Source organism: Sphingomonas sp. IBVSS2, from assembly GCF_002127225.1.
In the GTDB taxonomy this organism is placed as follows: Bacteria; Pseudomonadota; Alphaproteobacteria; order Sphingomonadales; family Sphingomonadaceae; genus Sphingomonas.
The window spans coordinates 541,004-566,079 of sequence record NZ_NFUR01000002.1 but is presented as its reverse complement, the minus strand read 5'-3'; the positions used below and the strand labels follow the sequence as shown (position 1 = coordinate 566,079).

Annotated in this window: 27 protein-coding genes and 1 tRNA gene; 17 read left to right on the top strand and 11 right to left on the bottom strand. The window is 67.7% G+C overall.

Annotated elements, in window-relative coordinates:
• Positions 1 to 3 precede the first annotated feature (3 nt).
• The gene (gene ilvN / locus CAP40_RS08705; RefSeq protein WP_086128979.1) at positions 4 to 519 is read left to right on the top strand and encodes an acetolactate synthase small subunit; all 516 of its coding nucleotides are present in this window, start codon (positions 4 to 6) and stop codon (positions 517 to 519) included.
• Positions 520 to 600: 81 nt separating this feature from the next.
• On the top strand, positions 601 to 1,674 hold the full coding sequence (gene ilvC, locus CAP40_RS08700; RefSeq protein ID WP_144034287.1) for a ketol-acid reductoisomerase: 1,074 nt from the start codon (positions 601 to 603) through the stop codon (positions 1,672 to 1,674).
• A 24-nt stretch (positions 1,675 to 1,698) separates the two neighbouring features.
• Here ilvC and CAP40_RS20420 read toward each other — a convergent pair whose 3' ends face one another.
• The gene (locus tag CAP40_RS20420; protein ID WP_179187997.1) at positions 1,699 to 1,839 is read right to left on the bottom strand and encodes a hypothetical protein; all 141 of its coding nucleotides are present in this window, start codon (positions 1,837 to 1,839) and stop codon (positions 1,699 to 1,701) included.
• A gap of 31 nt (positions 1,840 to 1,870) precedes the next feature.
• Entirely contained in the window at positions 1,871 to 2,089 is a 219-nt protein-coding gene (locus CAP40_RS08695; protein WP_086128977.1) for a glyoxalase/bleomycin resistance/extradiol dioxygenase family protein, read from the bottom strand.
• An 80-nt stretch (positions 2,090 to 2,169) separates the two neighbouring features.
• Between CAP40_RS08695 and CAP40_RS08690 the strand changes: the two genes are divergently transcribed.
• Positions 2,170 to 2,772, top strand: a complete 603-nt coding sequence (locus CAP40_RS08690; protein WP_086128976.1) for a TMEM175 family protein — start codon at positions 2,170 to 2,172, stop codon at positions 2,770 to 2,772.
• A gap of 64 nt (positions 2,773 to 2,836) precedes the next feature.
• Positions 2,837 to 3,631 carry a hypothetical protein gene (locus CAP40_RS08685; RefSeq protein ID WP_086128975.1) on the top strand — a complete coding sequence of 265 codons (795 nt, stop codon included), beginning with the start codon at positions 2,837 to 2,839 and terminating at the stop codon, positions 3,629 to 3,631.
• A gap of 130 nt (positions 3,632 to 3,761) precedes the next feature.
• Here the strand turns inward: CAP40_RS08685 and CAP40_RS08680 are convergent, their stop codons facing one another.
• Positions 3,762 to 6,440 carry a TonB-dependent receptor domain-containing protein gene (locus tag CAP40_RS08680; protein WP_086128974.1) on the bottom strand — a complete coding sequence of 893 codons (2,679 nt, stop codon included), beginning with the start codon at positions 6,438 to 6,440 and terminating at the stop codon, positions 3,762 to 3,764.
• A 230-nt stretch (positions 6,441 to 6,670) separates the two neighbouring features.
• Here CAP40_RS08680 and folE point away from each other — a divergent pair, with 230 nt between their 5' ends.
• The 4 genes from folE to CAP40_RS08660 all read left to right on the top strand — a co-directional run bounded on the left by folE (position 6,671) and on the right by CAP40_RS08660 (position 10,109).
• Positions 6,671 to 7,291 (top strand): GTP cyclohydrolase I FolE, encoded by a 621-nt coding sequence (gene folE, locus CAP40_RS08675; RefSeq protein WP_086128973.1) that lies wholly within the window; start codon positions 6,671 to 6,673, stop codon positions 7,289 to 7,291.
• Complete coding sequence (locus tag CAP40_RS08670) at positions 7,291 to 8,055, top strand: SDR family NAD(P)-dependent oxidoreductase (RefSeq protein ID WP_086128972.1); 765 nt, start codon at positions 7,291 to 7,293, stop codon at positions 8,053 to 8,055. Before folE ends, CAP40_RS08670 begins: the two co-directional genes overlap by 1 nt.
• Positions 8,048 to 8,398, top strand: a complete 351-nt coding sequence (locus tag CAP40_RS08665; protein ID WP_086128971.1) for a dihydroneopterin aldolase — start codon at positions 8,048 to 8,050, stop codon at positions 8,396 to 8,398. Before CAP40_RS08670 ends, CAP40_RS08665 begins: the two co-directional genes overlap by 8 nt.
• Positions 8,399 to 8,522: 124 nt before the next feature.
• Positions 8,523 to 10,109: a hypothetical protein gene (locus tag CAP40_RS08660; protein WP_144034286.1), complete on the top strand. Its 1,587-nt coding sequence runs from the start codon at positions 8,523 to 8,525 to the stop codon at positions 10,107 to 10,109.
• On the opposite strand, the gene CAP40_RS08655 is transcribed toward CAP40_RS08660, so the two are convergent.
• From CAP40_RS08655 to CAP40_RS08640, 4 genes are all read right to left on the bottom strand, one after another.
• Positions 10,106 to 10,663, bottom strand: a complete 558-nt coding sequence (locus CAP40_RS08655) for a hypothetical protein (RefSeq protein WP_086128969.1) — start codon at positions 10,661 to 10,663, stop codon at positions 10,106 to 10,108. The two genes, CAP40_RS08660 and CAP40_RS08655, sit on opposite strands and share 4 nt — an antisense overlap.
• Positions 10,663 to 11,004, bottom strand: a complete 342-nt coding sequence (locus CAP40_RS08650; RefSeq protein WP_086128968.1) for a hypothetical protein — start codon at positions 11,002 to 11,004, stop codon at positions 10,663 to 10,665. Before CAP40_RS08650 ends, CAP40_RS08655 begins: the two co-directional genes overlap by 1 nt.
• A gap of 95 nt (positions 11,005 to 11,099) precedes the next feature.
• On the bottom strand, positions 11,100 to 12,758 hold the full coding sequence (leuA, locus tag CAP40_RS08645; protein ID WP_086128967.1) for a 2-isopropylmalate synthase: 1,659 nt from the start codon (positions 12,756 to 12,758) through the stop codon (positions 11,100 to 11,102).
• Between the two features lie 164 nt (positions 12,759 to 12,922).
• Positions 12,923 to 13,159, bottom strand: a complete 237-nt coding sequence (locus CAP40_RS08640) for a hypothetical protein (protein ID WP_086128966.1) — start codon at positions 13,157 to 13,159, stop codon at positions 12,923 to 12,925.
• A gap of 283 nt (positions 13,160 to 13,442) precedes the next feature.
• Here CAP40_RS08640 and CAP40_RS08635 point away from each other — a divergent pair, with 283 nt between their 5' ends.
• The 4 genes from CAP40_RS08635 to CAP40_RS08620 all read left to right on the top strand — a co-directional run bounded on the left by CAP40_RS08635 (position 13,443) and on the right by CAP40_RS08620 (position 16,811).
• A complete protein-coding gene (locus tag CAP40_RS08635) occupies positions 13,443 to 13,700 on the top strand; it encodes an SWIB/MDM2 domain-containing protein (RefSeq protein WP_086128965.1) in 258 nt (85 codons plus the stop codon).
• 87 nt (positions 13,701 to 13,787) lie between these two features.
• Entirely contained in the window at positions 13,788 to 13,967 is a 180-nt protein-coding gene (locus tag CAP40_RS08630; RefSeq protein ID WP_086128964.1) for a hypothetical protein, read from the top strand.
• A gap of 53 nt (positions 13,968 to 14,020) precedes the next feature.
• Complete coding sequence (locus tag CAP40_RS08625) at positions 14,021 to 15,184, top strand: NAD(P)/FAD-dependent oxidoreductase (protein ID WP_086128963.1); 1,164 nt, start codon at positions 14,021 to 14,023, stop codon at positions 15,182 to 15,184.
• A gap of 256 nt (positions 15,185 to 15,440) precedes the next feature.
• Complete coding sequence (locus tag CAP40_RS08620) at positions 15,441 to 16,811, top strand: methyl-accepting chemotaxis protein (RefSeq protein WP_086128962.1); 1,371 nt, start codon at positions 15,441 to 15,443, stop codon at positions 16,809 to 16,811.
• Positions 16,812 to 16,876: 65 nt separating this feature from the next.
• Here CAP40_RS08620 and CAP40_RS08615 read toward each other — a convergent pair whose 3' ends face one another.
• Entirely contained in the window at positions 16,877 to 17,269 is a 393-nt protein-coding gene (locus CAP40_RS08615) for a helix-turn-helix domain-containing protein (protein ID WP_086128961.1), read from the bottom strand.
• 80 nt (positions 17,270 to 17,349) lie between these two features.
• Between CAP40_RS08615 and CAP40_RS08610 the strand changes: the two genes are divergently transcribed.
• The 5 genes from CAP40_RS08610 to CAP40_RS08590 all read left to right on the top strand — a co-directional run bounded on the left by CAP40_RS08610 (position 17,350) and on the right by CAP40_RS08590 (position 24,158).
• Positions 17,350 to 18,195 (top strand): SDR family oxidoreductase, encoded by an 846-nt coding sequence (locus CAP40_RS08610; protein ID WP_086128960.1) that lies wholly within the window; start codon positions 17,350 to 17,352, stop codon positions 18,193 to 18,195.
• A 226-nt stretch (positions 18,196 to 18,421) separates the two neighbouring features.
• A complete protein-coding gene (locus CAP40_RS20755) occupies positions 18,422 to 20,122 on the top strand; it encodes a DEAD/DEAH box helicase (RefSeq protein ID WP_256924088.1) in 1,701 nt (566 codons plus the stop codon).
• Complete coding sequence (locus tag CAP40_RS20750) at positions 20,119 to 20,577, top strand: YaiI/YqxD family protein (protein ID WP_256924087.1); 459 nt, start codon at positions 20,119 to 20,121, stop codon at positions 20,575 to 20,577. Before CAP40_RS20755 ends, CAP40_RS20750 begins: the two co-directional genes overlap by 4 nt.
• A 51-nt stretch (positions 20,578 to 20,628) precedes the next feature.
• Positions 20,629 to 23,091 (top strand): aminotransferase class I/II-fold pyridoxal phosphate-dependent enzyme, encoded by a 2,463-nt coding sequence (locus CAP40_RS08595; protein ID WP_086128958.1) that lies wholly within the window; start codon positions 20,629 to 20,631, stop codon positions 23,089 to 23,091.
• Entirely contained in the window at positions 23,088 to 24,158 is a 1,071-nt protein-coding gene (locus tag CAP40_RS08590; RefSeq protein WP_086128957.1) for a glycosyltransferase, read from the top strand. The genes CAP40_RS08595 and CAP40_RS08590 overlap by 4 nt, the downstream gene beginning before the upstream one ends.
• A gap of 43 nt (positions 24,159 to 24,201) precedes the next feature.
• On the opposite strand, the gene CAP40_RS08585 is transcribed toward CAP40_RS08590, so the two are convergent.
• The 3 genes from CAP40_RS08585 to grxC all read right to left on the bottom strand — a co-directional run bounded on the left by CAP40_RS08585 (position 24,202) and on the right by grxC (position 25,056).
• Positions 24,202 to 24,278: transfer RNA gene (locus tag CAP40_RS08585), tRNA-Arg, on the bottom strand.
• Between the two features lie 46 nt (positions 24,279 to 24,324).
• A complete protein-coding gene (locus tag CAP40_RS08580; protein WP_086128956.1) occupies positions 24,325 to 24,783 on the bottom strand; it encodes a DUF1178 family protein in 459 nt (152 codons plus the stop codon).
• 15 nt (positions 24,784 to 24,798) lie between these two features.
• Complete coding sequence (gene grxC / locus CAP40_RS08575; protein WP_086128955.1) at positions 24,799 to 25,056, bottom strand: glutaredoxin 3; 258 nt, start codon at positions 25,054 to 25,056, stop codon at positions 24,799 to 24,801.
• Positions 25,057 to 25,076 lie beyond the last annotated feature (20 nt).

Genomic DNA, 25,076 nt, shown 5'->3' with positions numbered 1-25,076 from the left:
CCCATGCACATCAAGGAAGAAGCAGTCGAGCGGCACACGCTCGCCGTCATCGTCGACAACGAGCCGGGCATCCTTGCCCGGATCGCGGGCCTGTTCACGGCGCGGGGCTACAACATCTCCTCGCTCACCGTGTCGGAGATCAGCGACGACGACCTGATCAGCCGCATCACCATCGTCACCGAGGCCTCGGCCCCGGTGATGGAGCAGATCATCGCCCAGCTCGAGCGGCTGGTGCCGGTGCACAAGGTGACCGATCTCACCGCTTTCGGCCCGCATGTCGAGCGCGAGCTGGCGCTGGTGAAGGTGGCAGGCACCGGCGAGCACCGGATCGAGGCGCTGCGTCTCGCCGAGGTGTACCGCGCCCGGGTGGTCGACGCGACCACGTCGAGCTTCGTCTTCGAAGTGACGGGCGGTTCCGAGAAGCTGGACAAGTTCGTCGAGCTGATGCGCGATCTCGGTCTGGTCGAGGTGGCGCGCACCGGCATCGTGGCGATTGCGAGAGGGGCCGAGGCGGCCTGAGAAACAACAACCAACCGTCACCCTGAGTTTGTTTCAGGGTCCAACCCTCCACGAGCGACACCGTCGCCAGTTGCACGTTGGATGCTGAAACAAGTTCAGCATGACGATCACATTGCGGAAAGGGACTGGAATATCATGCGTGTCTATTATGATCGCGACGCCGATCTGAACCTGATCTCGGGCAAGAAAATCGCCATCCTCGGCTATGGCTCGCAGGGCCATGCCCATGCGCAGAACCTGCGCGACAGCGGCGTGAAGGAAGTCGCCATCGCGCTCCGCCCCGGCTCGGCTTCGGCCGCCAAGGCGGAAGGCGCCGGCTTCAAGGTGCTGCCGAACAAGGAAGCCGCCGCCTGGGCCGACATCCTGATGATCCTCGCGCCCGACGAGCACCAGGCCGCGATCTGGGAGAACGACATCAAGGGCAATCTGCGTCCCGGCGCCGCCCTCGCCTTCGCCCATGGCCTCAACATCCATTTCGGCCTGATCGAGGCCCCGGCGGACATCGACGTGATCATGATCGCGCCCAAGGGGCCGGGCCACACGGTGCGCAGCGAATATGTCCGCGGCGGCGGCGTCCCCTGCCTGATCGCGATCCACCAGGATGCCAGCGGCAACGCGCACGACCTCGCGCTCGCCTATGCCTCGGGCGTGGGCGGCGGCCGCTCGGGCATCATCGAGACGAATTTCCGCGAGGAATGCGAGACCGACCTGTTCGGCGAGCAGGCGGTGCTCTGCGGCGGTGCCACCGCGCTGGTCCAGGCCGGCTTCGAGACGCTGGTCGAGGCCGGCTATGCGCCGGAAATGGCCTATTTCGAGTGCCTCCACGAACTCAAGCTGATCGTCGACCTGATGTATGAGGGCGGCATCGCCAACATGCGCTACTCGATCTCGAACACCGCCGAATATGGGGACATCAAGACCGGCCCGCGCATCATCACCGAAGAGACCAAGAAGGAGATGAAGCGCGTGCTGGCCGACATCCAGTCGGGCCGCTTCGTCAAGGACTTCGTGCTCGACAACCGCGCCGGCCAGCCCGAGCTCAAGGCCAGCCGCATCGCCGCCAAGCGCCACCCGATCGAGCAGGTCGGCAGCGAGCTGCGCGCGATGATGCCCTGGATCGGCGCCAACAAGCTGGTCGACAAGGAAAAGAATTAAGGAGAGGGCGTGCGGCGCCGGGCTTCAATAGGGGCCCGGCGCCAGCCGCTGCGACAGCCACCAGATATTGCCCGCGGGATCGCGAAGCCCGCCCTGCCGGTCGCCATAGACGCGGTCGCCCACTTCGCTCTCCGTCGTCCCGCCCGCTTCCACGCCGCGCGCCATCGCCGCATCGGCGCCCTCGACATAGAGATAATTAGGTGCCGCGCGGCGGCTCCCGCCCCTCGCCCGCCTCGCTCACCATGATGGTGGTGTCGCCGAAACGCAGCTGGGCGTTGCGCACCACGCCGTCCGGCGTCTGGTGCACGCCGACGATCTCGCCGCCCAGGCCCCGCACCAGAAAGTCGAGATAGGCATGCGCCCCGCCGACGAAGAGATAGGGGAAGAGCGTGGTGAAGCTGGGCGGAACATGCATCGCTTCCTCCTTCGGAACGGTTCCCGCAGCTCGATATCGAACTATAAGCATCGCAACTGCAGCGAGCAAAGGGGGCTGACTTGAACGAGACCGACGAGGGCCGGGGCGGCGTCAATCGCGTGGAAGCCTTTTCCGACGGCGTGATCGCGATCATCATCACGATCATGGTGCTCGAGATGAAGGCGCCGGAGGAACCTGGCCTGCAACATCTCTGGGCATTGTGGCCGGTCTTCACCGCCTATGTGCTCAGCTATGCCTATGTCGCGATCTACTGGGTGAACCACCACCGCATGTTCGCCCATGCCACGCGGATCACCAATGATCTGCTCTGGGCCAATATCGCCCTGCTCTTCACCCTGTCCCTGGTGCCCTTCGCCACCGCCTATCTGGGCGAGCAGCATTTCACGCACGATGCGGCGCTCGTCTATATGTGCGTCATGATGCTGCCGAGCTTTGCCTATGTCTGGCTCCAGGCAGTGATCCGCCGCACCGGCCGGCAGGACGCGGCGGCGCAAGCCTATCACCACCGCACCTTGCGCAAGGGCGCGGTGGCCTCCGCCATCTATGCGAGCGGCATCGCGCTCACCTTCGTCTCTCCCTGGGCGGGGCTCGCCTGCGCGGCGCTGGTGGCGGTGCTGTGGTTCCTGCCGAAGAGCCCGATCGACGCGCTGTTCGGGGAGTGACGCCCTTGCGCCAAGGCTTCACCTGGGCTCGTTCTTCCTGCTAGGGGCCTGCCCCGGGGGGCTGATGACAGTACAAACGAACAAGCGGCGAGCCGTGTCTCCAAAAGTCCGGCAAGAGGATATCGAGGCGCGGCATTTGCCCGGCGCCGAGCCCCCTCGACCCGGCAGGATCGGGCTGGGCAAAAGGCTGACGGAGTATTTTTCCGTCGTGACCGCCGCCTCCTTCGCTCTGTCGATCCTCGCCAACCAGGCGGTCTTCGATCGCTGGGGTTTGAATTTCCTTCAGCTCGCGACATTCGCCGATGTGGCGATGTCGGGGCTATCGCTTCTGTTCTTCACCATCCCTCTCGCCATCCTGTTTCTGGCGGCTTGGCTTGTCGGAGGCTTCGAGAGCCGACTGGCCTGGCTGAAGCGCATCGCGCTTGGCATTGCCGGTCTCATATTCGCCCTGGGCATATGGGGCCTGTTCCGTGGACAGGCAGAAGCCGGGGCGGCTGCGGCGGTTTCGACGAGCGGCGTCGCCATTGTCGGCCTGCTCGGCCAGGCCGCGCTGCGTTTTCGACGACATCGTACTCCCGGCACCGGCGTCACCGCCGCAACCACGCTCGCCCTGGCCGGGTTCACGCTCTTCCAGACCATTGCCTATACCGTGCAGAAATATCAGGTCGGCGGCTATTCCGGGGACGTACCGCTCTACCTCGTGCCCGCCGCGCCGGATTGCATCGGACGGGCTCTCTGGACCGGCGAGCGCGCGGCGGTGCTGGATTGTGGCGGCAAGGGTGCTCCGCAGGATATCCGGGTGGTCTTTGGGCAGGACAACCGCCTGTACAGCACGGTCAGGCCGCGCGGCGTCCGCTGAGCCATCCGTTCGGGGTTCCGGTTCGCCAAAGGCACTGGCCTTCCTCCCGCCGGGCGGAGCCGGCACTCCCTCCCAACGAAAAGGGCGCCCCGGTCTCCCGGAGCGCCCCCATCCCTGGCCGAAGCCTGTTTTAGAAGCCGAACCGCAGCCGCGCGCCGTAGAAGCGCGGATAGCCCGGATAGCCGTTATAGTTGCCGGTCTGCTCCGGCACCGCAAAGCCCGAGATGAAGTAGAAAGTATTGGTGAGGTTCTCGACGAACACCTCGCCGCGGATCTTCCCGTCGTTCGACTGCAGGCCGATCGAGCCGTTGATCAGCCCATAGCCTTCGTTCCGGATCGCAGTGTGGCCGGTCACCGGATCGGGGTTGCTCGAGGGGATGTCGACTTCGCTGTTGTAGCGGGCATCCATATGGATCAGGCCCTTGAGGCCCCTCGTGATCTGCGGCTCCCAGGTCACCGAGCCGGTCACGGTGTGCTTCGGCTGGTTCTGGAACTGGCGGCCTTCCTGGCCCTGCAGCGGCGTGCCGGTGAAGTTGTTCGACTTGGAATATTGGGCGTCGATATAGCTGTAGCCCAGCTGGAAGGTCAGGTTCTTGGACGGCCGGATCGTCGATTCGATCTCCACGCCCTTCGAAACGCTCTTGGGGACGTTCTGGACGACGAAGTTATTGCCCGAGAACACCAGCGACTGCAGGTTGTAGAAGTTCATGTAGAAGGCGGCGATGTTCAGCGAGAAGGCACGGTTCGGGCTGAACTTGGTACCGATCTCGAACGCGTCGTTGGTCTCCGCGCCGAAGCGCAGGTCGCGGCCCTGCGGGCCGTTGCCGCCGAGCAGCACCGAGTCGAAGGTCGCCTGGTCGAGATTATAGCCGCCCGACTTGTAGCCGTGATCATAGCTTCCGTAGATCAGCAGCTTGTTCGAAAGCTTGTAGGCGAGCTTCACGGTGCCGGTGATCTTATCATCGGTGAAGCTGTCGGCGTAGTTGCCGTTGAACTCGGTGTTGATCGCCGGATTGCAACTCAGCAGGTACAGGTTGTTGAAGATACCGAGCTGCTTGAGCAGGTTGGCATAGGCGGTAGCCGCCGGATTGCCCGCGCGCACCTGGTTGAAGAAGGTGCAGCTGCCGGTATTGTTGTTGATCGACGCGTTCATCGCCTTGCGCTCATGGTTCCAGCGCGCACCGAGGGTCAGCGAGAACTTGTCGGTGATGTTGACGATATTGTGCGTGAACAGCGCGAAGGCATCGGTCTTCACGCCGAACTGGTCGTTGTTGTTGCCCTGGCCGGCGACGGCGCCCGGCAGCGGCGACGCGGCCAGCGCGGCGAGGCCCGGGATCGGCGTGGCGGGGAAGCCCGGAATCACGCAGAGGCTTCCCGGCGCCGTGCCCGCCTGGGCGCGGAAGCAGCCGACCAGCGGCGCGAGCGTGGCGCCATAAACGGCCTGGAGCGCCGGCAGCGAATTGGGCACCGCCGGATTGAGGAACACCGCGCCCGGCGTCGGCACCGTCGGGCCGAGCGAGCCGTAGAACTGCACCCTGCCGCCGAAGGACGGGCCGGCGAGCGCATTGAACACCGAATCGACGTACAGATTGGCGTCGTTGCCAACGCGCACCGTGTCGGTCAGGTCGTTCTGCTCGTGCAGGTAGAAGCCGCCGACGAGCCAGTCGAGCACGCCGCCGAACGCCGAGCCCTGGAGGCGGACTTCCTGGGTGAAATCCTTCAGCCGGGTCTTGTAGCCGTCGCGATAGGCGCGATCGATGCCCGAGAAGTCGATGTCCTGGCTGCGGAGCGCGCGCCAGTCGCGATAGGCGGTGATCGAAGTCAGCTTGGCGCCGCCCAGATCCCAGTTGAGCTCGCCCGAAAGGCCCCAGTCCTTCACCTTCTCGCCATAGTTGCGATTGGGCGAAGCGGCCTGGATGCGGTCGCTGGGCTGGCCGGTGTAGATGCCGACCCGCCCCTGCGACGCCGCGATGCCGTTGATCACCTGGGCAAGGCCGCCGCGCACCACCGAGACGGTGGCGCAGCAGACTTCGTCGGTCTGGTAATAGTCGGCGATCAGGCGGAAGGTCACGTCGCCCTTGTCGAGCAGCGCCTGGCCACGCAGCGCCCAGCGATCGATGTCGTTGAAGCGGCGGTCGCTGTTGGCGTCCTTGATGTAGCCGTCCCGCTTCCGGTAGCTGCCGTCGAGGCGCAGCGCGAGGCCTTCGCTCACCGGGCCGGTGATCGCGCCCCTGACGCCATAGGCGTTGTAGTTGCCGTAGGTGCCCTCGACATAGCCATGGGTCTCGAACTGCGGCAGCGCGGTGTAGATGCTGAGCGCGCCGGCCGAGGTGTTGCGGCCGAACAGCGTGCCCTGCGGGCCGCGCAGCACTTCGACGCGCTCCAGCTCGGGCAGCTCGGAGATGGCGACGCCGGCACGGGCGCGGAACACGCCGTCGATGAACACGCCGACCGCGGGCTCGAAGCCCGGATTGTCGCCGCCCGTGGTGATGCCGCGCAGATAGATGGTGGTGCCGGTGGCCGAGGACTGGCCGGTCGAGCTCTGGATCGACGGCGCGAGCTGCTCAAGGTCGCGAATATTGTCCACGCCGGCATTCTGCAGTTCCGCGGCGCCGATGGCGGTGATCGCGATCGGCACGTCCTGCACGGTCTCGTTACGGCGGGTTGCCGTGACGACGATCTCGTTGGCGGAGGTATATTCCTGGCTGTCGTCCGGCGCGGGTGCCGCCGTCGTCTGCTGCTGGGCAAAGGCGGGCGTCGCGAGGAACAGCGTGAGCGCAGTCGCCGCGAGCAGGTCGAGCTTCTTCATCGGGTGCATCCCCCTCCTTGGGCGCCGGCCGGCTCCTACCGGTCACGGCGTTGCTTTTATCGCCAGCGAAACTAACGCTGCATTTTTCAGCCCGTCAACGGGGATAAGGGCGGGAACTCCGCAGTTTCCTGCCGTTTTTCTCGATGAGATACAGTTGAGCCACACCCGGTTTCTGCAAGAACCGCAGATGCCGTAGCGTAAAGACCGAAAGTCGCGAGGAAGAGAAGAAAATGGTGCATGATCACGAGGGGCCCGAAGATGGCGACATCGTTGCGCCGTCGGCCAAGATTCCGGTCCCCGCCGAGGTTTCGGACGCGATCCGCACGCTGATCCGCTGGGCCGGCGACGATCCCGGGCGCGAGGGACTGCTCGATACGCCGCAGCGCGTCGCCCGCGCCTGGAAGGAATATTGCCAGGGCTATGACGAGGACCCTGCCCATCACCTCAACCGCGTGTTCGAGGAAGTGGGGGGCTATGACGACATCGTGCTGCTGAACGGCATCCCGTTCCAGTCGCATTGCGAGCATCACCTGGCGCCGATCACCGGCAAGGCGTCGATCGCCTATCTGCCCAAGGACCGCGTCGTCGGCATTTCCAAGCTCGCCCGCGTGCTCCACGGCTTCGCCAGCCGGCTCCAGGTGCAGGAACGGCTCACCGCGCAGGTGGCGGACTGCATCTGGGACAAGCTGCGGCCCCAGGGCGTCGCCGTCGTGATCGAGGCGACGCATGGCTGCATGACCGCGCGCGGCGTGCGCACGCCCGGCGTCGGCATGGTCACCAGCCGGATGATGGGCGTGTTCCGCGACGACGAGCGCAGCCGCCAGGAAGTGCTCAAGCTGATGGGCTATTGATGCGGGTTCTCGTCACCGGCGGCGCAAGACGGATCGGCGCGGCGATCGCCCGCCGGCTGGCGCTGCGCGGCCATGCCGTGGCGATCCACCATCACCATGCCCCCGACGAGGCCGAGGCGCTGCGCGCGCAGATCGAAGCCGAGGGCGGCACCGCCTGCGTGGTGAGCGGCGAACTGGCCGAGGCGAAGACCGCTCCCGCGCTGATCGCGGCAGCCCGGCAAGGTCTGGGCGGCGCGGTGGAAGGGCTCGTCAACAACGCCTCCCAATTCGCCTGGGACGCCCTGCCCCTCGCCGATTTCGCGCTGCTCGACCGGCACATGCGCGTCAATTGCGGCGCCCCCGTCGCGCTCGCTTCGGCGCTGGCGGCGCAGGACGATCTCGACGAGGGCGCCGTGGTCAACCTGCTCGACCAGAAGCTCGCCAACCTCAATCCCGATTTCCTCACCTACACGCTCAGCAAGGCCGCGCTCGCCACCGCGACCGAGCTGCTCGCCCGCGGCCTCGCGCCGCGCATCCGGGTGAACGCGGTCTCGCCGGGCCTCACGCTCCCCAGCCTCGACCAGACCGCCGAGGAATTCGCCGGGCACGCCCGCCAGAACCTGCTCCAGCGCCCCGTCGCGCTTGCCGACATCGCGGCCACGGTCGAGCATCTGCTCACCGCCCGCAGCATCACCGGCCAGAATGTCTTCGTCGATTGCGGCCAGCGCTTCCTCCAGCGCGACGGCGACGTGATGTTCGAGGGGCGGGAGCGCCCGCATGGCTGAATATGCCATCCTGCTCGACGGGCTCGAAGTGGCGATGGGCCTGGGCATCCACCCCGAGGAACGCGCCGCGCCCCAGCGCGTGACGCTGCATGTCGCGATGACCTGCCGCTATCCCGCGCCGCCGGAGGACCGGATCGACGCGGTGGTGGATTACGACTTCCTGCGAACCGGCATCCGCAAGCTAGTGGAATCGCGGCATTTCGAGCTGCAGGAGACGCTTTGCGAGCAGATCGCGGCGCTGGCGCTCAAGGATCCGCGGGTGGTCCGCGTCACCGTCCGCTCGATGAAGCTCGACATCTATCCCGATGCGCGCATCGGCTGCGAGATCGTCCGGACACGCTAACCCCCGCCAACCGATAGCCTCGTTCCGGACCTAATTCCCGGAGCCTCTCCGTTTCGCGATCCCGTGCGCTTTGATAATCTCCATTGCGCGGGCCGTCTCCGGCGGCCCGCAAGGGGGAATCGCAATGCTATCCTGGTGCAAGCCGGCTTTGCCGCCGATCGCGGCCGCCCTGTCGCTCCTGTCGGCAAGCCCCGCGCATGCGGCGGGCAACCCGCAGCTCGAACTCTGCAACCAGTTGCCCCAGCATCTGGGCGAGCAGGAGAAATGGCGACTGAAACAGGCGCTGACCGAAAGCTTCCCCGTCCGCTTTTTCGACACGCTGTCGAAGGTCCGCATCGAGGAGACGGTCGACGAGTATCTGCTGGGCCCCCAGGCGCGCGCCCCGATCGGCGGGCAGGGAACGCCCAGGATCATCGTCCCGGCCGGCTTCCTTCCCCGGCAATGCCGAATGCTGCTCCTCCAGGCGTATCACCTGTCCGGCAACATGCGTGGCGAAGACACGGTAAGACCCGCCGCCCAGGCCTGTATCCGCCGTGGCGGAGGATGGTCCAGTTGCCTCGATGCAGCGGTGACCGCCCATCTCGCACAGGCCCGCCCGATGCCCTGGGAACCGAGCGACGCCGATGGATTGACGATCGAACAGTTCCTGACCGGCCTGCCCTGGCTGAGCGCGCAGTTTCTCATGGCGCACGAAGCGGCGCATCTCGTCCTGGGAAACCAGAACCAGAACACCGAGCTCGAGGCCGATCTGCTCGGGCTCCAGTCGGTGATCAGCAACGGCACTTTGCCGATCGGATTGCTGTCGAGCTTTGCCACGACTTCGCTGATCGATGAGGTCGTACCGGCCGATCTGCACGGGTCGAGTGCCTGCCGCGCGTCGCGCTCGCAGCAACTCACGCGCCGCCTGCTGCCCAAGGTCCTCCTGCTGTCCGTGGCACTGATCAAGCCGGACAAGTTCAAGGCCGCCCAGGCCAATTCCGATCTCAGCGATTCCACCAGCCTGTTGATGGTTCCCGTCGGGAATTGCACGCCCTATTCGCCCGGGCGCTTCGATGCGATGGAGCGGGATCTGGATGACCTGCTGGTGATATCCCGGCGATCCGTCGAGGCGGCCAATGCCGGCACCCCCTATTACCTTGCCGCGGCGCTCGATGCATTCTCCCCGCGCACGCCCGACGGGATGAAATGGAAGACCGTCATGCTGTTCGTGGGCGTGATGCGCGGGTCGATGACCGGCACCTTCGATATGGCGGCCGGGCGCCAGTATCTCGCGAAGATGGAACCGCTGTTCGGCAAGGTCGACCTGACCAGCCTTGCGCCCAACAACTATGCCGCTCTTGCATATCTGCGCGCGATGTCCTGGTACATGAACCGGCCTGCCGGGACGAGCGCGGTGGCCAATGCCCGCGAACTGGTGGTCCGGTTCAATGCCGCGCAACGATACCTGCCGCTGGACGGCACCGTCCTGGAGGTGGCCAAGATGGGTGTCGCCAACAAGGATATCCCCGCCATGGGGGTATTGATGGCCGCGCTGAGCTTCTCGCTGGCCCGGATCATCGCCGAAGGATGCGGCGACCCCGAAAGGATGATGAAGACCTTCGAGGCCATCAATCCCGCCATGGTCGGTTCGGATCGCGCCGCTGCCTGTGTCGAGCTCCGCAATTCCTCGATCGCGTCGCAAGTGAAGGACTTTGGCTGGACCGCGAATTAGTTCGGGCCGCATTTCCCGGCATAGGCCAACAGCGCTGCGCCATAGTTGTCGCCAAGGTTCTGCCGCAGCTCAGGCAGGCCGACCAGATAGACATGGCAGGCAAAGTCGTGGATGTCGCCCTTGAACCACAGATCTACCATCTGCGCGTCGCAAAGATTGTTGGTCGCACAACTCGCGATATCGGTATAATAATCCGTCAGCTTCTGCAGATCCGCGCGAACCTCTGGTGGAATGTCCTGGGCCGGATAGGGCTTGCCGGCGAGGCGTGCGACATATGCCTTGTCGTAAATGGCGCGCCCATCGGTGAAATATTTGTTCACGCGCTGCTGCGGCCCCCGCAGGGCTTCGTCATATTTCATCGCCAGAAGCGACGCGGTCATTTCCTGGCGCCGCATGTGCTCGGCATCGCTCCGCCCCGCGAAATAGATCCAGACCATCACGGCAACCGTCACCACCACGGCGACGTCGGCACCGATCCGGATCCAGTCGATCACCGGCGCCCAGCCGCGCCGTGCGGGCGGAGCATGCATCGCGCCGATCGGGGGAGTCGTCATCAGCGACGCCCCCCGCAGGGCGAGAGGTAGAGCGCAACCTTGCCCGGCCGCGAGAAGTCGGCGATCCCCGTATTCGGCCGACGCGCCTGCCTTAGGCATTTCAGCTCGGGAACGGTCAAGGGCAGGATGCGCTCGCCCGGCGGCACGGGATAGGAACCCTGCACCAGCGAGGGTGGGCAGGTGGTGAGGTCGATCACCACCTTTCCGGAGGCCAGGCGCACTTCGTCCAGATGCTGCATCAGGCACCGATAGGCGCGGCGCTCGAGCAGCACCGGCTGGGCACGACGCTGAACAACCGGCTCGCCGTCGCCCATCAGGGCAACAATCAACGTCAGGATCATTCATCCCCCCTTCGATCGCTGCCCTGATCCTAGTTCCGCCACGCGATTCGGGACAATCGCAAACCGTTGCCGATTCGGAACGAACCCCGGTGCGCTCAGGCCCGGTTCGCCGCGCTGAGCACCGCGCGCACCGATGCCGTCGCGATGTCGGCATCGATGCCGACGCCGAACACCGTGCGCCCCTCGGCGGTACGGCATTCGACATAGGCGGCGGCCTGCGCATCGGCGCCATGGCCGATCGCGTGCTCGCTATAGTCGACGACGTCGAGCGCCGGCCCGGTCGTGCCCGCCAGCGCGTCGATCACGCCCGAGATCAGGCCGTTGCCGCGGCCGGAGATCGAGCGCGCCTCCCCGTCCACCGCGATGCGACCGACGAACACGCGCTGCCCGGCGGCGCCGGTCTCCTCGTAGTCGACCAGCGCGAAGCGATCCCCGGCGCCCGGCAGATAGGTCTGCTCGAAGCGGCCCCAGATGTCGGCGGCATTGAGCTCGCGGCTGGTCTCGTCGGCCAGTGCCTGGACGTGGCGCGAGAAATCGGCCTGCATCCGCTTGGGAAGCTTCAGCCCCTTGTCCTGCTCGAGCACCCAGGCGACGCCGCCCTTGCCCGATTGCGAGTTGACGCGGATCACCGCCTCATAGTCGCGCCCCAGATCCTTGGGATCGATCGGCAGATAGGGCACGTCCCAGATCTCGTCATTGCGCGCTTCCTGCGCGGCGAAACCCTTTTTGATCGCGTCCTGATGGCTGCCAGAGAATGCCGTGAACACCAGGTCGCCGGCATAGGGGTGCCGCGGATGGACGGGGATCTGGTTGCAATATTCGACTGTCTGGATCACCTCGTCGATGTTCGAGAAATCCAGCCCCGGATCAACGCCTTGCGTATACATATTGAGCGCCAGCGTGACGATGTCGACATTGCCGGTACGCTCGCCGTTCCCGAACAGACAGCCCTCGACACGGTCCGCGCCCGCCAGCAGCCCCAATTCGGACGCGGCGACGCCGGTGCCGCGATCATTGTGCGTGTGCAGGCTGATCACCACCGTCTCGCGGCTTCGGATGTTTCGGCAGAACCACTCGATCTGGTCGGCATAGATGTTGGGCGTCGCCGCCTCGACCGTCGCCGGCAGGTTGAGGATCAGCGGGCGCTCGGTGGTCGGACGCAGCACGTCCATCACCGCCTCGCAGACCTCGACCGAGAAATCGAGCTCGGCGGTGGAGAAAGTCTCCGGGCTATACTCGAAATGCCAGTCGGTATCGGGCTGCTTGGCGGCCTCGTCGCGCAGCACCTTGGCGCCGGCGACCGCGATGCCCTTGATCTCTTCGCGGCTCATGCCGAACACGATGCGGCGCCATGCCGGCGAGACGGCGTTGTAGAGATGGACGATCGCCTGCTTGGCGCCCTTCAGGCTCTGGAAGCTGGTCTCGATCAGGTCCTGGCGCGACTGGGTGAGCACCTGGACGATCACATCGTCCGGGATCCTCTCCTGCCGAACCAGGCTCGAGATGAAATCGAACTCGGTGGCGCCGGCGCTCGGAAAGCCGACTTCGATCTCCTTCACGCCCACCTTGCAGAGCAGTTCGAAGAAGCGGGTCTTCTTCTCGGCGTCCATCGGGTCGATCAGCGCCTGGTTGCCGTCGCGCATGTCGGTCGACAGCCAGCGGGGCGCCTTGGTGATGGTGCGGCTCGGCCATTGGCGGCCGGGCAGGTTCACCTGGGGAAACGGACGGTATTTGATACTCGGATCGCGCAGCATGACAGCTCTCTCTCGGCTGGAGACTAGGGTTCAGACCTGTGAAATGCCCTTAGGGGCGTGCGCGTGCGCGTCCGGCCCCTAAGGGCGGATAAGTCGCAGTCCGAGAAGCGCGCGAGCCGTCATGATGGGTTCCCCTTAGACAAGCCCGCGCGGCCTTGTCCACCTCACATTGTGTTTGCGGCGGCCGTAGTATCGCTATTCGTCACTTCGTCCGCCGCGGCAGCGGCGGCATTGGCAACAGCGGCCGGCGTGGCTTCCTCCGCCGGCGTCTCGCTCGGCCTGGGGCTCGGCGTGGCGACGATCTCGGCCATGGGCGGCGGGTCGGAATAGTTGGTGCCGGTGGTTCCCCCGCCACCGCAGCCCGCCAGAATCAGCAACCCGCCGAGCACCAGACCGCGCATCCCGCTCTCCCCTTTCGCCGTGAAATCCCACGATAGCACGGCAATTTCCCCTCTCCTACCGGCCGTTTAACCCCAGTTATCCCCGAAATATCGCTCCCGGAGCCCGTCTCGGCGCATCTGCTCTCTAGACAGACGCGTTTTGTCACGATCAAAGGGTTGCAGGTGAGGACGAATGCTCTCACCGCGGTACATCGTAGGCACGAAAAGCGGCGAAAGGGTTCGCACACGCCGCTGGCGCCCACGAAGGCATAGCCCGTCCAGGGCAGGAACAGGAGAAGACTTTATGGCCGAGACCAAAGCACGCGGCGGTATCGCCAAGCCGGTGACCCCTTCGCCCGAGCTGGCCAAGATCACGGGCTCCGCGGACCTTCCGCGCAGCGAAGTCGTCAGCAAGCTGTGGGACTATATCAAGAAGAACAACCTGCAGAACCCGGCGAACAAGCGCGAGATCCTCGCCGATGACACGCTGCGTCCGATCTTCGGCACCGACAAGGTGACGATGTTCGAGATGAACAAGCACATCGCGAAGCACGTCAAGTAAGCCGGCCGGGGCCATGAGGCCCTGCCGCTGAACATGCGAAGGGCGGGTTCCCTGGGGGAGCCCGCCCTTTTGCTTCAGGAGATACCAATGGCCGAACGTTTCGAACGCCACCGCCAGCCCTGGCGCCCAGACGAGGTCCAGAAGCTCCACACGCTGGCCAAGAAGGGCATGGCGCTGAAGGCCATCGCCAAGGCGCTCACTCGCAGCGAGGAATCGGTGAAGGAGCGCGCCAAGCTCGACGGGCTCAACATCGCCAAGCTCCACTAGCCTGGGGAACGCCGCCGCTTGCCGCAGGCCGAACAACTGCTAGGCCCGCCGCAATGTACGACGCGATCATCCTGGGAGCCGGCGCCGCGGGGCTCATGTGTGCGCTCACCGCCGGCCAGCGGGGCAAGCGCGTGCTCCTCGTCGATCACGCCGATGCGCCGGGCAAGAAGATCCTGATCTCGGGCGGCGGCCGCTGCAACTTCACCAATCTCGGCACCGCGCCCGATCGCTATCTCTCGCAGAACCCGCATTTCATGAAGTCCGCGCTCGGCCGCTACACCGCGCAGGATTTCCTCGACCTGGTCGAGCGCCACCGCATCGCCTGGCACGAGAAGACACTGGGCCAGCTCTTCTGCGACGGTTCCGCACGCCAGATCGTCGACATGCTGCTCGACGAATGCGCGCGCGGCCAGGTGGAGATCCGGTTAGGCGACGCGCCACGGGTCGAGCATGCCGATGCCCGCTGGCAAGTCGCCTGCGGCAAGCGCATCGCCACGGCGCCCGCGCTGGTGCTCGCCACCGGCGGTCCCTCGATCCCCAAGCTGGGGGCGACCGGCTTCGCCTATGACTTCGCCCGCCGCTTCGGCCTCAAGGTCGTCGAGCCCCGCCCCGCCCTCGTCCCCCTCACGCTGAGCGGCGAGGAAGCGCTGTTCCGCGAGCTTTCGGGCGTCTCGACCGAAGTTGTCGCCGGCGCCGGCAAGGCGCGCTTCCGCGAGGCCGCGCTGTTCACCCATCGCGGCCTGTCCGGGCCCGCGATCCTCCAGGTCTCGAGCTATTGGCGCCACGGCGAGAGCATCGGCATCGATTTCCTGCCCGATGCCGCGCCCGGCTGGCTGCCCGCCGCCAAGCGCGCCCGCCCCCGCGCCACCCTGCGCAAGCTGCTCGGCGAGGCGCTGCCCACCCGCCTGGCCGAGGCGCTGGCCGAGAAGCTCGCCTTGCCCGGCGAACTCGCCAACACCGCCGATCGCAAGCTCGAGGACGCGGCCCGCCGCCTCGCCGACTGGCGCTTCGCCCCCAGCGGCACCGAGGGCTTTGCGAAAGCCGAAGTCACCATCGGCGGGATCAGCACCGCGGAACTCAGCTCGCAGACGATGGAAGCGCGCAAGGTGCCCGGCCTCTACGCGATCGGCGAAGCGGTGGACGTCACCGGCTGGCTCGGCGGCTATAACTTCCAATGGGCCTGGGCGAGCGGCCGCGCCGCGGGGCTCGCGCTCTAGCGCCCGGGAACCGGTTCGAGCGCTGCCGGAAAAGCCGCCCGGACATGATTTCCTCGCACACCCGGCACGTGACGCATGATCCCATCGATCATGTCGGAAATATTATGACGTTTCCCGGTGTCAAATTTCACAGACAAAATAATGTTTCCGCGATGTGTCTCCTACAAAGGGCTTGTCCGATCCCGCTTCCCGCGCGGCCGGTCGAGCAACTGGCCTCCCGGGCCGTATCTCCCGGAGGCCGTGTAGGAGGATTCCGATGCACTGGTTCCAGGCCATCGCGCCTATCCGTCTCAAGCTGTACGTCGCCTTTGGCTCGCTGATCGGCGTCATGGCGCTGGTCGCGCTCGTCGCCTTCGTCGCGCCTTTCCTGGTGGCGGCTCCGATCGTCGTGCTGCTGATCGGCGGCGCCGCGATCCAGTGCGTCCGCTATCGCGCCGCGATCGCCGATCCCTATGTCACCACCGTGGTCCGCATGGAGGCGCTCGCCGCCGGCGACCTCGCCAGCCCGATCCAGTTCGGCGATTATCGGGACTGTGTCGGCCGCATGACCAGGGCGATGGTGATCTTCCGCGACAACGCGGCCGAACAGGCCCGCCAGGCCGAGGAACAGTCGATCGCGGTCACCCATCTCGGCGCCAGCCTCGCGCGCCTCACCCATGGCGACCTCACCGCAGAGATCGGCCAAGGCTTCCCCACGGGCTATGCCGAGATCAAGACCAACTTCAACGCCGCGCTCGCCGCGTTGCGCGGGCTGATCGGCGCGGTCACGGAGAGCGCCGGTACCATCCAGACCGGCTCGAGCGAGATCGCCCAGGCCGCGGAGGACCTCGCCCGCCGGACCGAGGCCAATGCCGCCAGCCTGGAGGAGACTTCGGCCGCAGTCACCCAGATGGACCTGCGCCTCAAGGCCACCGCCGAGGCCGCCGGCCGTACCGTCACGCGCGCCGACGACGCCATCGCCACCGTTGCCGGCGGCCGCGGGATCGCCGACGAGGCGGTGCAGGCGATGACCCGGGTCAGCGACAGCGCAAAGGGCATCGACAGCGTGATCGAAGGCCTGGACAAGATCGCTTTCCAGACCCGCGTGCTCGCGATGAACGCCGCGGTCGAAGCGGGCCGTGCCGGCGAGGCGGGGCGCGGCTTCGCGGTCGTCGCCGACCTGGTCTCGGCGCTCGCCATGCGGGCGGAGGAAGAGGCCGGCCGCGCTCGCGAGCAGCTTACCGCCACCCAGGCCGATATCGGCACCGCCGTCGGAATGGTCCGCAAGGTCGACGGCGCGCTCGCCGACATTTCGGGCGATGTGGGCGAGGTCCATGCGCTGCTCGGCCAGATGGCGGGCGACAATCAGGCCCAGGCGGCCGCGATCACCCAGATCAGCACCGCCATCGGCGACATGGATCGCGGTACCCAGCAGAACGCCGCGATGGTCGAGCAAACTTCGGCGGCGGCACGCAACCTTACCGGCGAAGTCGCCGCGCTCGGCGAACAGGCGGCGAAGTTCGACGTCGGCGCTTCGCCGCGGGCCGGCCTGCCCGCGCGGGCCCGGACGCCGCCAAAACCTCATACCGGCGGCGCCTCCATCAGGCCGGCGCCGGCAGCGCCCGCCAATGACTGGGCGAGCTTCTGATCCAGCCGCGAGGGCGCCCGCACCCGGCGCCCTCGTTCCTGCCACCCTCGATCGGTCGCGGGGGGTTATTCCGCTGCCAGCCGCGCCGCGCGCTCCTGCGCGATCCGGGGCATGCTCGCCTCGATCCAATCGGCCAGGCCGCGCACCTGCGCCGCCGCCTCGCGTCCCATCGGGGTCAGGCTGTACTCGACGTGCGGCGGCACCACCGGATAGGCGACGCGATCGACCAGCCCGTCGCCCTCCAGCCATTGCAGCGTCTGCGCCAGCATCCGCTCGCTCACCCCGCCCACCTTGCGGCGCAGTTCGCTGAAGCGATGCGTGCCGCCTTCCAGCGCGATCAGGATCAGCACGCCCCATTGGCTGGTGATGTGCCGCAGCACCTCGCGCGAGGGGCAATCGGGCGACATCAGGTCGCCGCGCCGCACGCGAACCGAAAAGGGCTCAACGAGTTTTTCCATACTTACATTTATGTATGTACTTACGATTAGTAAGCAAGGTCAATATCTGGATGCCCGTCCCCAAGGAAGGAACGGATCCAATGACCATCGCCATCACCGGAGCCACCGGCCAGCTCGGCCGCATCGTCGTCGAGAAACTCAAGGAGAAGCTGCCCGCCGGCGAGATCGTCGCGCTTGCCCGCAATCCGGAAAGGGCCGGCGATCTCGGCGTCGAGGCGCGCCGCTTCGATTATGACCGGCCGGAGACGCTCGCCCCCGGGCTCGCCGGCGTCGACACGTTGCTGCTCATCTCGTCGAGCGAAGTGGGCAAGCGCGGGCCGCAGCATACGGCGATCGTCGCGGCCGCCCGGCAAGCCGGCGTCGGCCGCATCGTCTATACCAGCCTGTTGCGGGCCGACACCACGCCGCTGAGCCTGGGCACCGAGCATGCCGAGACCGAGCGGGCGATCGCCGCCTCGGGGATCCCGCACACCTTCCTGCGCAACGGCTGGTATCTCGAAAACTATGCCGCCTCGGTGCAGGGCGCGCTGGCGCACGGCACGCTGATCGGTGCCGCCGGCGAAGGCCGCATCGCCGCCGCGAGCCGCGCGGACTATGCCGATGCCGCGGTCGCCGTGCTGCTCGGCACCGGCCATGACGGCAAGACCTATGAGCTGGCCGGCGACACTGGCTTCACGCTCGCCGAACTCGCCGCCGAAGTCTCGCGCCAGGCCGGCCGCGACATTCCCTATCGCAACTTGCCCCAGGCCGATCATGCCGCCGCGCTGGCCGGCGCGGGCGTCCCTGCTCCCTTTGCCGAAATGCTCGCCGCCTGGGACATCGATATCGCGAACGGCGCGCTGTTCGACGATGGCCACCAGCTCTCGCGGCTGATCGGCCGGCCGACGACCGGCCTGGCGGACGGCGTGAAGGCGCTGATCGGCTGACCGCCCTCCTTGCGTCCCCGCTCCTTTTCCGTCGGCGCGCGCATGGGTGAGCGCCGACGGAGTCGGTATTCGCGAGTCGCCATATCCGCGGCCGACAACCGAAATCCGCGGAGAACCGCCATTTAGTTGCTCAACCGCTCGCCTGGACGACACAAAGCGACGCCGCCGGCGATCAACCCTCTTTTCCCTTGCGATGCGGGCCCGGCGAGCCCATGTGCGGGGCCTCATGTCATTTGCCGATCTCCCTGCGCTTCTCGCCGAAGCGCTCGCAGCGCGTGGTTATGCCGCGCCCACGGCCGTCCAGGCCGCCGTCATCGCTCCCGAGGCCGCGGGCCGCGACCTCATCGTTTCCGCCCAGACGGGATCGGGCAAGACCGTCGCCTTCGGCCTCGCCATGCATCCCGAGCTGCTCGGCGAGGACGGCCGCATCGAGCCGACCCGCGAACCGCACGCCCTGATCATCGCCCCCACCCGGGAGCTGGCACTCCAGGTAAGCCGCGAGCTCATCTGGCTCTATGGCCCCACCGGTGCGCGCATCGCCACCTGCGTCGGCGGGATGGACGCCTCCAAGGAGCGCCGCCAGCTGAGCTATGGCGCCCATGTCGTCGTCGGCACGCCGGGCCGCCTGCGCGACCATCTCGAACGCGGCGCGCTCGATCTCTCGGCGCTGCGCGCCGTCGTCCTCGACGAAGCCGACGAGATGCTCGACATGGGCTTTCGCGACGATCTGGAGGCGATCCTCGACGGCACGCCCGAGACGCGCCGCACGCTGCTCTTCTCGGCGACCATGCCCAAGCCGATCGTGGCGCTCGCCAAGCGCTACCAGAAGGACGCGCTACGTATCTCGACCGTCGGCGAGGATCGCGGGCACGGCGACATCAGCTATCAGGCGATGACCGTCAGCCCTTCGGACATCGAGCATGCAGTGATCAACCTGCTGCGCTTCCACGAGGCGGAGACGGCGATCCTGTTCTGTGCGACGCGCGACAATGTCCGCCACCTCCATGCCAGCCTCGTCGAGCGCGGTTTCGCGGCGGTCGCGCTGTCGGGCGAGCATAGCCAGAACGAGCGCAACCACGCGCTCCAGGCGCTGCGCGACCAGCGCGCGCGCGTCTGTGTCGCCACCGACGTGGCGGCGCGCGGCATCGACCTGCCCACGCTCACCCTGGTGGTGCATGTCGAGCTGCCGCGCGATGCCGAAACGCTCCAGCACCGCTCGGGCCGCACCGGCCGCGCCGGCAAGAAGGGCACCGCGGTGCTCATCGTCCCCTATCCGCGCCGGCGCCGCGTCGAGATGATGCTCAAGGGCGCGCGCATCCCGGTCGAATGGGTCGAGGTGCCGAGTGCCGAGGCGATCCGCGCGCAGGATCGCGAGCGGCTGATCGCCGCCCTGCTCGCGCCCGTGGAGATCGAGGAAGAGGATGCCGCCATCGCCGAGCGCCTGCTCGCCGAGCGCAGCCCCGAGGAACTCGCCGCCGCGCTGGTGCGCGCCCATCGCGCCGCGCTGCCCGCGCCCGAGGAACTCAGCGACCGCAGCCATTCGGACCGGCGCGAGGAGCGCCAGGCCGGCCAGCACCGCCCCGGCTTCGACGACGTCGCCTGGTTCCGCATGGATATCGGCCGCCGCCAGAACGCCGATCCGCGCTGGATATTGCCGCTGATCTGCCGCCGCGGCCACATCACCAAGGCCGAGGTAGGCGCGATCCGGATCGGGCCGAACGAAACCGCCTTCCAGATACCGCGCGCTCTGGCGGCCAAGTTCCTCAGCGCCGTGGCCCGTTCCGCCGAGGGCGACGACGATGTCCGCATCGAGCCGTCGGAAGGCCCGGTGCAGGGCGCCCGTCCACAGCGAAACGGCCCGAACCGCCCCAACTATCAGGCCAAGCCGCACCGCAAGGGCCCGCCCCGGGGTCACGCGCCCAGGTGAAGGTCCTCGTCGACGCCGATGCCTGCCCGGTGAAGGACGAGGTCTACAGGGTCGCCTGGCGGCACGAGGTGCCGGTGGTGATCGTGAGCAATGCATGGCTGCGCGTGCCCAAGCACCCGCTCGTCAGCCGCCAGGTGGTGAGCGACGGCTTCGATGCCGCCGACGACTGGATCGCCGAACGGGCCGGCGCGGACACGGTGGTGATCACCGCCGATATCCTGCTGGCCGACCGCGCGCTCAAGGCAGGATCGAAGGTGCTGGCCCCGAACGGCAAGCCATTCACCACCAGCTCCATCGGCGCGGCGATCGCGACCCGGGCGATCATGGCCGATCTGCGCGCCGGCGGCGACCAGATCGGCGGCCCCCGGCCCTTCTCCTCCGCCGACCGCTCGACCTTTCTCCAGGCGCTCGATCGCGAGTTGGTGGCGCTGAAGCGCACCCTTACGCAATATTAGGAGACCATCGCGCATAGCTTCGGCATCGGGATGAGGGACCTTGCCGGGGACATGCACGAATTTCCGCTGATCGCGCCGCGGCCACCGCGGCTGAGCAAGCTGACCGAGGCGCTGCGATCCATCGAGGCGCGCGGCGTCTACAGCAATGGCGGCCCGGTCGTCCGTGAATTCGAGAGCCGGGCAGTCGCCGAACTGTTCGGCGGCCAGGGCGCGGCGCTGGCGGTCAACAATGCCACGATCGGCCTGATCCTGGCCATCCGCCAGGCGGCGGAGGGCCGCAGGGGCAAATATGCCCTGATCCCGAGCTTCACGTTCGCCGCCACCGCACATGCCGCGATCTGGGCCGGGCTGACGCCGATCCTCATCGACAGCAACCCCGCCGACTGGGCGGCATGCGCCGAGGCCGAGGAAGCCGCGCTCGCCCGCCATGCCGGCGAGATCGCGGTGCTCGTCCCCTACGACACCTTCGGCACCTGCATCGACCTGGCCCGCTACGCCCGGCTTTCGGAACAGCATGATGTCGGCGTCGTGGTCGATGGCGCCGCCTCGCTCGGCAGCCTCGACGCCGCCGGCCGCGGCTTCGGCACCGGCGCCACCTTCGCCAGCGTCTTCTCGATGCACGCGACCAAGACCTTCGCAACCGCCGAGGGCGGGCTCGTCTATAGCGCCGACGCCGAGCGGATCGACGCGCTGCGCCGCATGCACAATTTCGGCTTCGGCCTCCCGCGCTCGGCGACCGAGCCGGGCACCAACGCCAAGCTGCCTGAAGTGCTTGGCCTGCTCGCGCTCGCCAAGCTCGACGAAATCGATGCGGTTGCCGAGCATCGCGCCGCGCTCGACCGCGCCTACCGCGCCTGTCTCGGCGACGCCGTCACGCTGCAGGCGACCAGCGCCGCCCGCCAGGTCGCGCAGTTCATGCCGATGCTCCTGCCGCGAGGCATCGATCGTGCCGCCGTGATCGCGGAACTCGCCGGCAAGGGCATCGGCAGCGGCCATTATTTCGCGCCGCACCTCGCCCAGCAGCCCTATTTCCAGCGCGAGAGCCTGCTGTATCCCACGCCCGTTGCCGACGATCTCGCCGCCCGGATGCTCTCGCTTCCGGTCACCGACGCCATGACCGAAGCCGGTGTCGCCACCGTCTGCGACGCCCTCCATGCCGCGCTCCGCAAGCCGCACATCGTCGTCCCCGCGCCGCAGCCCAAGGTTCTTTCCACGGTCCTGGTCGGCGGCGGCCCGGCCGGCATCGCCTTCCTCATCTCGGCGAGCAAGCGGGGCAAGCTGCGCGAACTCGGCGCCGGCCTTGCCGTGATCGAGCGCGGGCCAAGCCTCGGCGCCGGCCAGCTGCCCAACTATGCCATCACCTCGGACAGCACCGCCGAGACCTTCCTCAGCGCGGTGAAGGACAATCCCGAACCGGGCATCGCCGCGCTGATCGATCACCCCGCCGCACGCGAGATCGCCCGCTATGCCGGCAAGCTCGGCGTCCCCCTCCATCGCACCGGCCCCTTCCTGGAGGCGATGGGCCAGCGCATCGGCGCGATCCTGGCCGAGAGCGGCGGCCGCGTGCACACCGGCCACGAAGTGCTCGACAGCCGCCGTACCGCCGCCGGCCTGTGGCAGACCCGCATCCGCGATCTCGCCACCGGGGCCGAACGCGACCTGCTCTCCAAGAACATCGTCCTTGCCACCGGCGGATATCAGTCGGCCAGCGACATTGCCGCCGCCACGGTCGCCGGCGCGCAGCTGGGCGAGCAGGCCGGCGAACGGCTGATGCTGTGCGACGACATGCTGCGCACTGGCGGCATGGAGCGGCTGCGCGCCCGCATCGCCCATAGCCGTGCCCCGCGCATCGCGATCATCGGCGCCTCCACCTCGGCAATCGCCTCCGCCGTCCTCCTCCTCAAGTCCGACATCCCGTTCGGCGCCGAGAGCCTGAGCCTGCTCCACCGCGAGGCACTGCGCCCCTGGTATCCCAATGCCGAGGCGGCCCATGCCGACGGCTTCACCGATTTCGGCCCCGACGACATCTGCCCGCTTTCGGGTTTCGTCTATCGCCTGGCCGGCTTCCGGCTCGAAGCGCGCGAGCTGGTGCTGCGCATGCTCCGCATCGGCGGCCGTACCCCCGATCCCCGCGTCCGGCTCCACCAGCTTGCCGGCCCGGATCCCGCGGCCGCCCGCATCCTCGCCGAAGCCGATGTGATCGTCGCCGCGCTTGGCTATCGCCCGCACGCCCTGCCCTTGTTCGACGCGGCGGGCCAGCGCATCGCCCTTGCCGCCCACGCACCGGGCCGTCCGCGCCTGGCCGACCAGCTCTGCCGCGTCAGCGACGCGGACGGACAGCCGCTGCCCGGCGCCTATGGCATCGGCCTCGCCGCCGGCTTCGTCCCCGAAGGCAGGCTGGGCGGCGAGAAGAGCTTCAAGGGCAAGGCCAACGGCCTGTGGCAGTGGCAGAACGATGTCGGCCAGCTGATCGTCGACCAGCTGCTCGGCCAGGCCGTGAGTCTCGCCGCATGAACGGCCTGCCCGCCCCCGCGATCTCGGTCATCATGCCGGCCTATAACGGTGCGGCCTGGATCGGCGCGACGATCGACTCCGTCCTGGCCCAGGACTTTGCCGACTGGGAGCTGGTGATCGTCGACGACTGCTCGACCGACGACACCCGCGCCCTGCTCGCCACCTTCACCGATCCGCGCATCGCCATCCTCCATGCCGAAGCCAATGGCGGCCCCGTCCTCGCCCGCAACCAGGCCTTCGCCACGGCGCGCGGGCGCTACATCGCCGGGCTCGACCAGGACGATCTGTGCAAGCCCGGCCGCTTCGCCGCGCAGGTCGCCCATCTCGACGCCAATCCCGGCACCGTGCTCGTCGCCACCGCGGCCGAACTGCTCGAGGACGGCCGCCTCACGCCCTGGCCGGGCGATCGACCGCTCACCCCGGCGACCATCGACTGGCTGCTCCTCACCCAGAACCCGCTGGTCTGGTCCAGCGTCATGTTCCGCGCCGAGGCCGCGCGGCTGCTCGAGCCGTTCGAGCGCCCGCAGGTGCGCTACGCCGAGGATTTCGACCTCTATCACCGGCTCGGCCGCTTCGGGCAGATCGCCCGGCTCGACGAGGCCCAGCTCCTCTATCGCTGCCACCCCGGCGGCGCCTCGAAGCGCTATGCCGAGATGATGGCCGCCAGTGCCGCGCGCGTGCTCGCCGGGCGCTATGCCGGCGTGTTCGAGCCCGAGGCGGTGCAGGCCAATGCCGAGCTGGTGGTGCGCTATTTCATGGCGCGCGAGCCGGTGCCCGACCTCGGCACGCTGAGCCGCCTCTCGCGCATCCTCGCCGCGCTCCATGCCGACCATGTCGCCCGCACGCCGCTCACCCGGCAGGAGCGGATCGAAGTGGACGGCGAGCATGCCCGCCTCTGGTGGCTGGTCGCCCGCCCCGCGCTGCGCCAGGGCGCGGTGACGCTGCGCGAGGCGATGGGCGTGCTGCCCGATGGCGTGAACCTGCCGGCCAACGATCCGGACCGGCTGATCTCGCCGTTGATCGGCCGGGTGCGGGCGATCGGGCGCGGGCTCGGCGTGGCGCTGTAGGGCGAACGCGCGCCTGAGCTTGTGCGAAGGCCTTCCAACAAAATGGTGCCCCGGGAGAGACTCGAACTCCCGACCTGCGGTTTAGGAAACCGTTGCTCTGTCCTGCTGAGCTACCGGGGCACAATTGGGTTTCGGAGGCGCGTCGTATCGGGCCCGGCGCGGCCGGTCAATTGCAGGCCTCGGGCGGGACCACCGGTAGCGGCAGCGGGGCGACGGGGACGCCTTCCTCGATCAGCGCCTCGGCTTCGGCGCGGGAGGCCTGGCCGTGGATCGGCGCGGCCGGCGCCTCGCCCAGATGCATTGCGCGCGCCTTGTCGGCAAAGGCGGTGCCCACCCATTGCGAACCCTCGAGCAGCTTCGCCTGCGCGCCAGCCAGTGCAGCCATGGCGGCCTTGAGCATTTCGGGCGGGAGTGCCGGCTGCCCCCGCTCGGCCGGGGCGGGCGTCGGCACCTGGTTGCCCTTGGTGCCGACATTGGGCGCCATCACTGCCTTGGCGACCTCCGCGCTGCCGCACATCGGGCAGGCGACCAGCCCGGCGGCGCGCTGGCCTTCATAGGCCGCGCTCGACCCGAACCACGCCTCGAAGACATGGCCGGCGCCGCATTTGAGGTCGAAGACGATCACGGGCGCCCGATCCCGTCAGGCAGCGAGCAGCGGATCGAGCCCGCCCCGCGCGTCGAGCGCCGCCAGGTCGTCGGATCCGCCGATATGCTTGCCGGCAATGAAGATCTGGGGGACGGTGGTGCGGCCATGGGCGCGATCGACCATCTCGGCGCGGCGCGGGCCGCCCATCGAGATGTCGATCTCCTCATATTCCGCGTGCTTGCCGTCGAGCAGCGCCTTGGCGCGGTAGCAATAGGGGCAGAACGCCTTGGTGTAGATTTCGATCTTGGGCATTGCCGGATACACCTGTGGTC

Excerpts from the sequence above, each read along its gene's own strand:
- CAP40_RS08620 (WP_086128962.1), top strand. The coding sequence starts at position 15,441 with ATGCACTGGTTCCAGGCCATCGCGCCTATCCGTCTCAAGCTGTACGTC.
- CAP40_RS08665 (WP_086128971.1), top strand. The coding sequence starts at position 8,048 with ATGGCTGAATATGCCATCCTGCTCGACGGGCTCGAAGTGGCGATGGGC.
- ilvC (WP_144034287.1), top strand. The coding sequence starts at position 601 with ATGCTGAAACAAGTTCAGCATGACGATCACATTGCGGAAAGGGACTGG.
- CAP40_RS20420 (WP_179187997.1), bottom strand. The coding sequence starts at position 1,839 with ATGGCGCGCGGCGTGGAAGCGGGCGGGACGACGGAGAGCGAAGTGGGC.
- CAP40_RS08590 (WP_086128957.1), top strand. The coding sequence starts at position 23,088 with ATGAACGGCCTGCCCGCCCCCGCGATCTCGGTCATCATGCCGGCCTAT.
- CAP40_RS08695 (WP_086128977.1), bottom strand. The coding sequence starts at position 2,089 with ATGCATGTTCCGCCCAGCTTCACCACGCTCTTCCCCTATCTCTTCGTC.
- CAP40_RS08660 (WP_144034286.1), top strand. The coding sequence starts at position 8,523 with ATGCTATCCTGGTGCAAGCCGGCTTTGCCGCCGATCGCGGCCGCCCTG.
- CAP40_RS08595 (WP_086128958.1), top strand. The coding sequence starts at position 20,629 with ATGCACGAATTTCCGCTGATCGCGCCGCGGCCACCGCGGCTGAGCAAG.
- CAP40_RS08635 (WP_086128965.1), top strand. The coding sequence starts at position 13,443 with ATGGCCGAGACCAAAGCACGCGGCGGTATCGCCAAGCCGGTGACCCCT.
- CAP40_RS08680 (WP_086128974.1), bottom strand. The coding sequence starts at position 6,440 with ATGAAGAAGCTCGACCTGCTCGCGGCGACTGCGCTCACGCTGTTCCTC.
- CAP40_RS20755 (WP_256924088.1), top strand. The coding sequence starts at position 18,422 with ATGTCATTTGCCGATCTCCCTGCGCTTCTCGCCGAAGCGCTCGCAGCG.
- grxC (WP_086128955.1), bottom strand. The coding sequence starts at position 25,056 with ATGCCCAAGATCGAAATCTACACCAAGGCGTTCTGCCCCTATTGCTAC.
- leuA (WP_086128967.1), bottom strand. The coding sequence starts at position 12,758 with ATGCTGCGCGATCCGAGTATCAAATACCGTCCGTTTCCCCAGGTGAAC.
- CAP40_RS08650 (WP_086128968.1), bottom strand. The coding sequence starts at position 11,004 with ATGATCCTGACGTTGATTGTTGCCCTGATGGGCGACGGCGAGCCGGTT.
- folE (WP_086128973.1), top strand. The coding sequence starts at position 6,671 with ATGGTGCATGATCACGAGGGGCCCGAAGATGGCGACATCGTTGCGCCG.
- CAP40_RS08655 (WP_086128969.1), bottom strand. The coding sequence starts at position 10,663 with ATGACGACTCCCCCGATCGGCGCGATGCATGCTCCGCCCGCACGGCGC.
- CAP40_RS08625 (WP_086128963.1), top strand. The coding sequence starts at position 14,021 with ATGTACGACGCGATCATCCTGGGAGCCGGCGCCGCGGGGCTCATGTGT.
- CAP40_RS08615 (WP_086128961.1), bottom strand. The coding sequence starts at position 17,269 with ATGGAAAAACTCGTTGAGCCCTTTTCGGTTCGCGTGCGGCGCGGCGAC.
- CAP40_RS08685 (WP_086128975.1), top strand. The coding sequence starts at position 2,837 with ATGACAGTACAAACGAACAAGCGGCGAGCCGTGTCTCCAAAAGTCCGG.
- CAP40_RS08670 (WP_086128972.1), top strand. The coding sequence starts at position 7,291 with ATGCGGGTTCTCGTCACCGGCGGCGCAAGACGGATCGGCGCGGCGATC.
- ilvN (WP_086128979.1), top strand. The coding sequence starts at position 4 with ATGCACATCAAGGAAGAAGCAGTCGAGCGGCACACGCTCGCCGTCATC.
- CAP40_RS08640 (WP_086128966.1), bottom strand. The coding sequence starts at position 13,159 with ATGCGCGGTCTGGTGCTCGGCGGGTTGCTGATTCTGGCGGGCTGCGGT.
- CAP40_RS08630 (WP_086128964.1), top strand. The coding sequence starts at position 13,788 with ATGGCCGAACGTTTCGAACGCCACCGCCAGCCCTGGCGCCCAGACGAG.
- CAP40_RS08610 (WP_086128960.1), top strand. The coding sequence starts at position 17,350 with ATGACCATCGCCATCACCGGAGCCACCGGCCAGCTCGGCCGCATCGTC.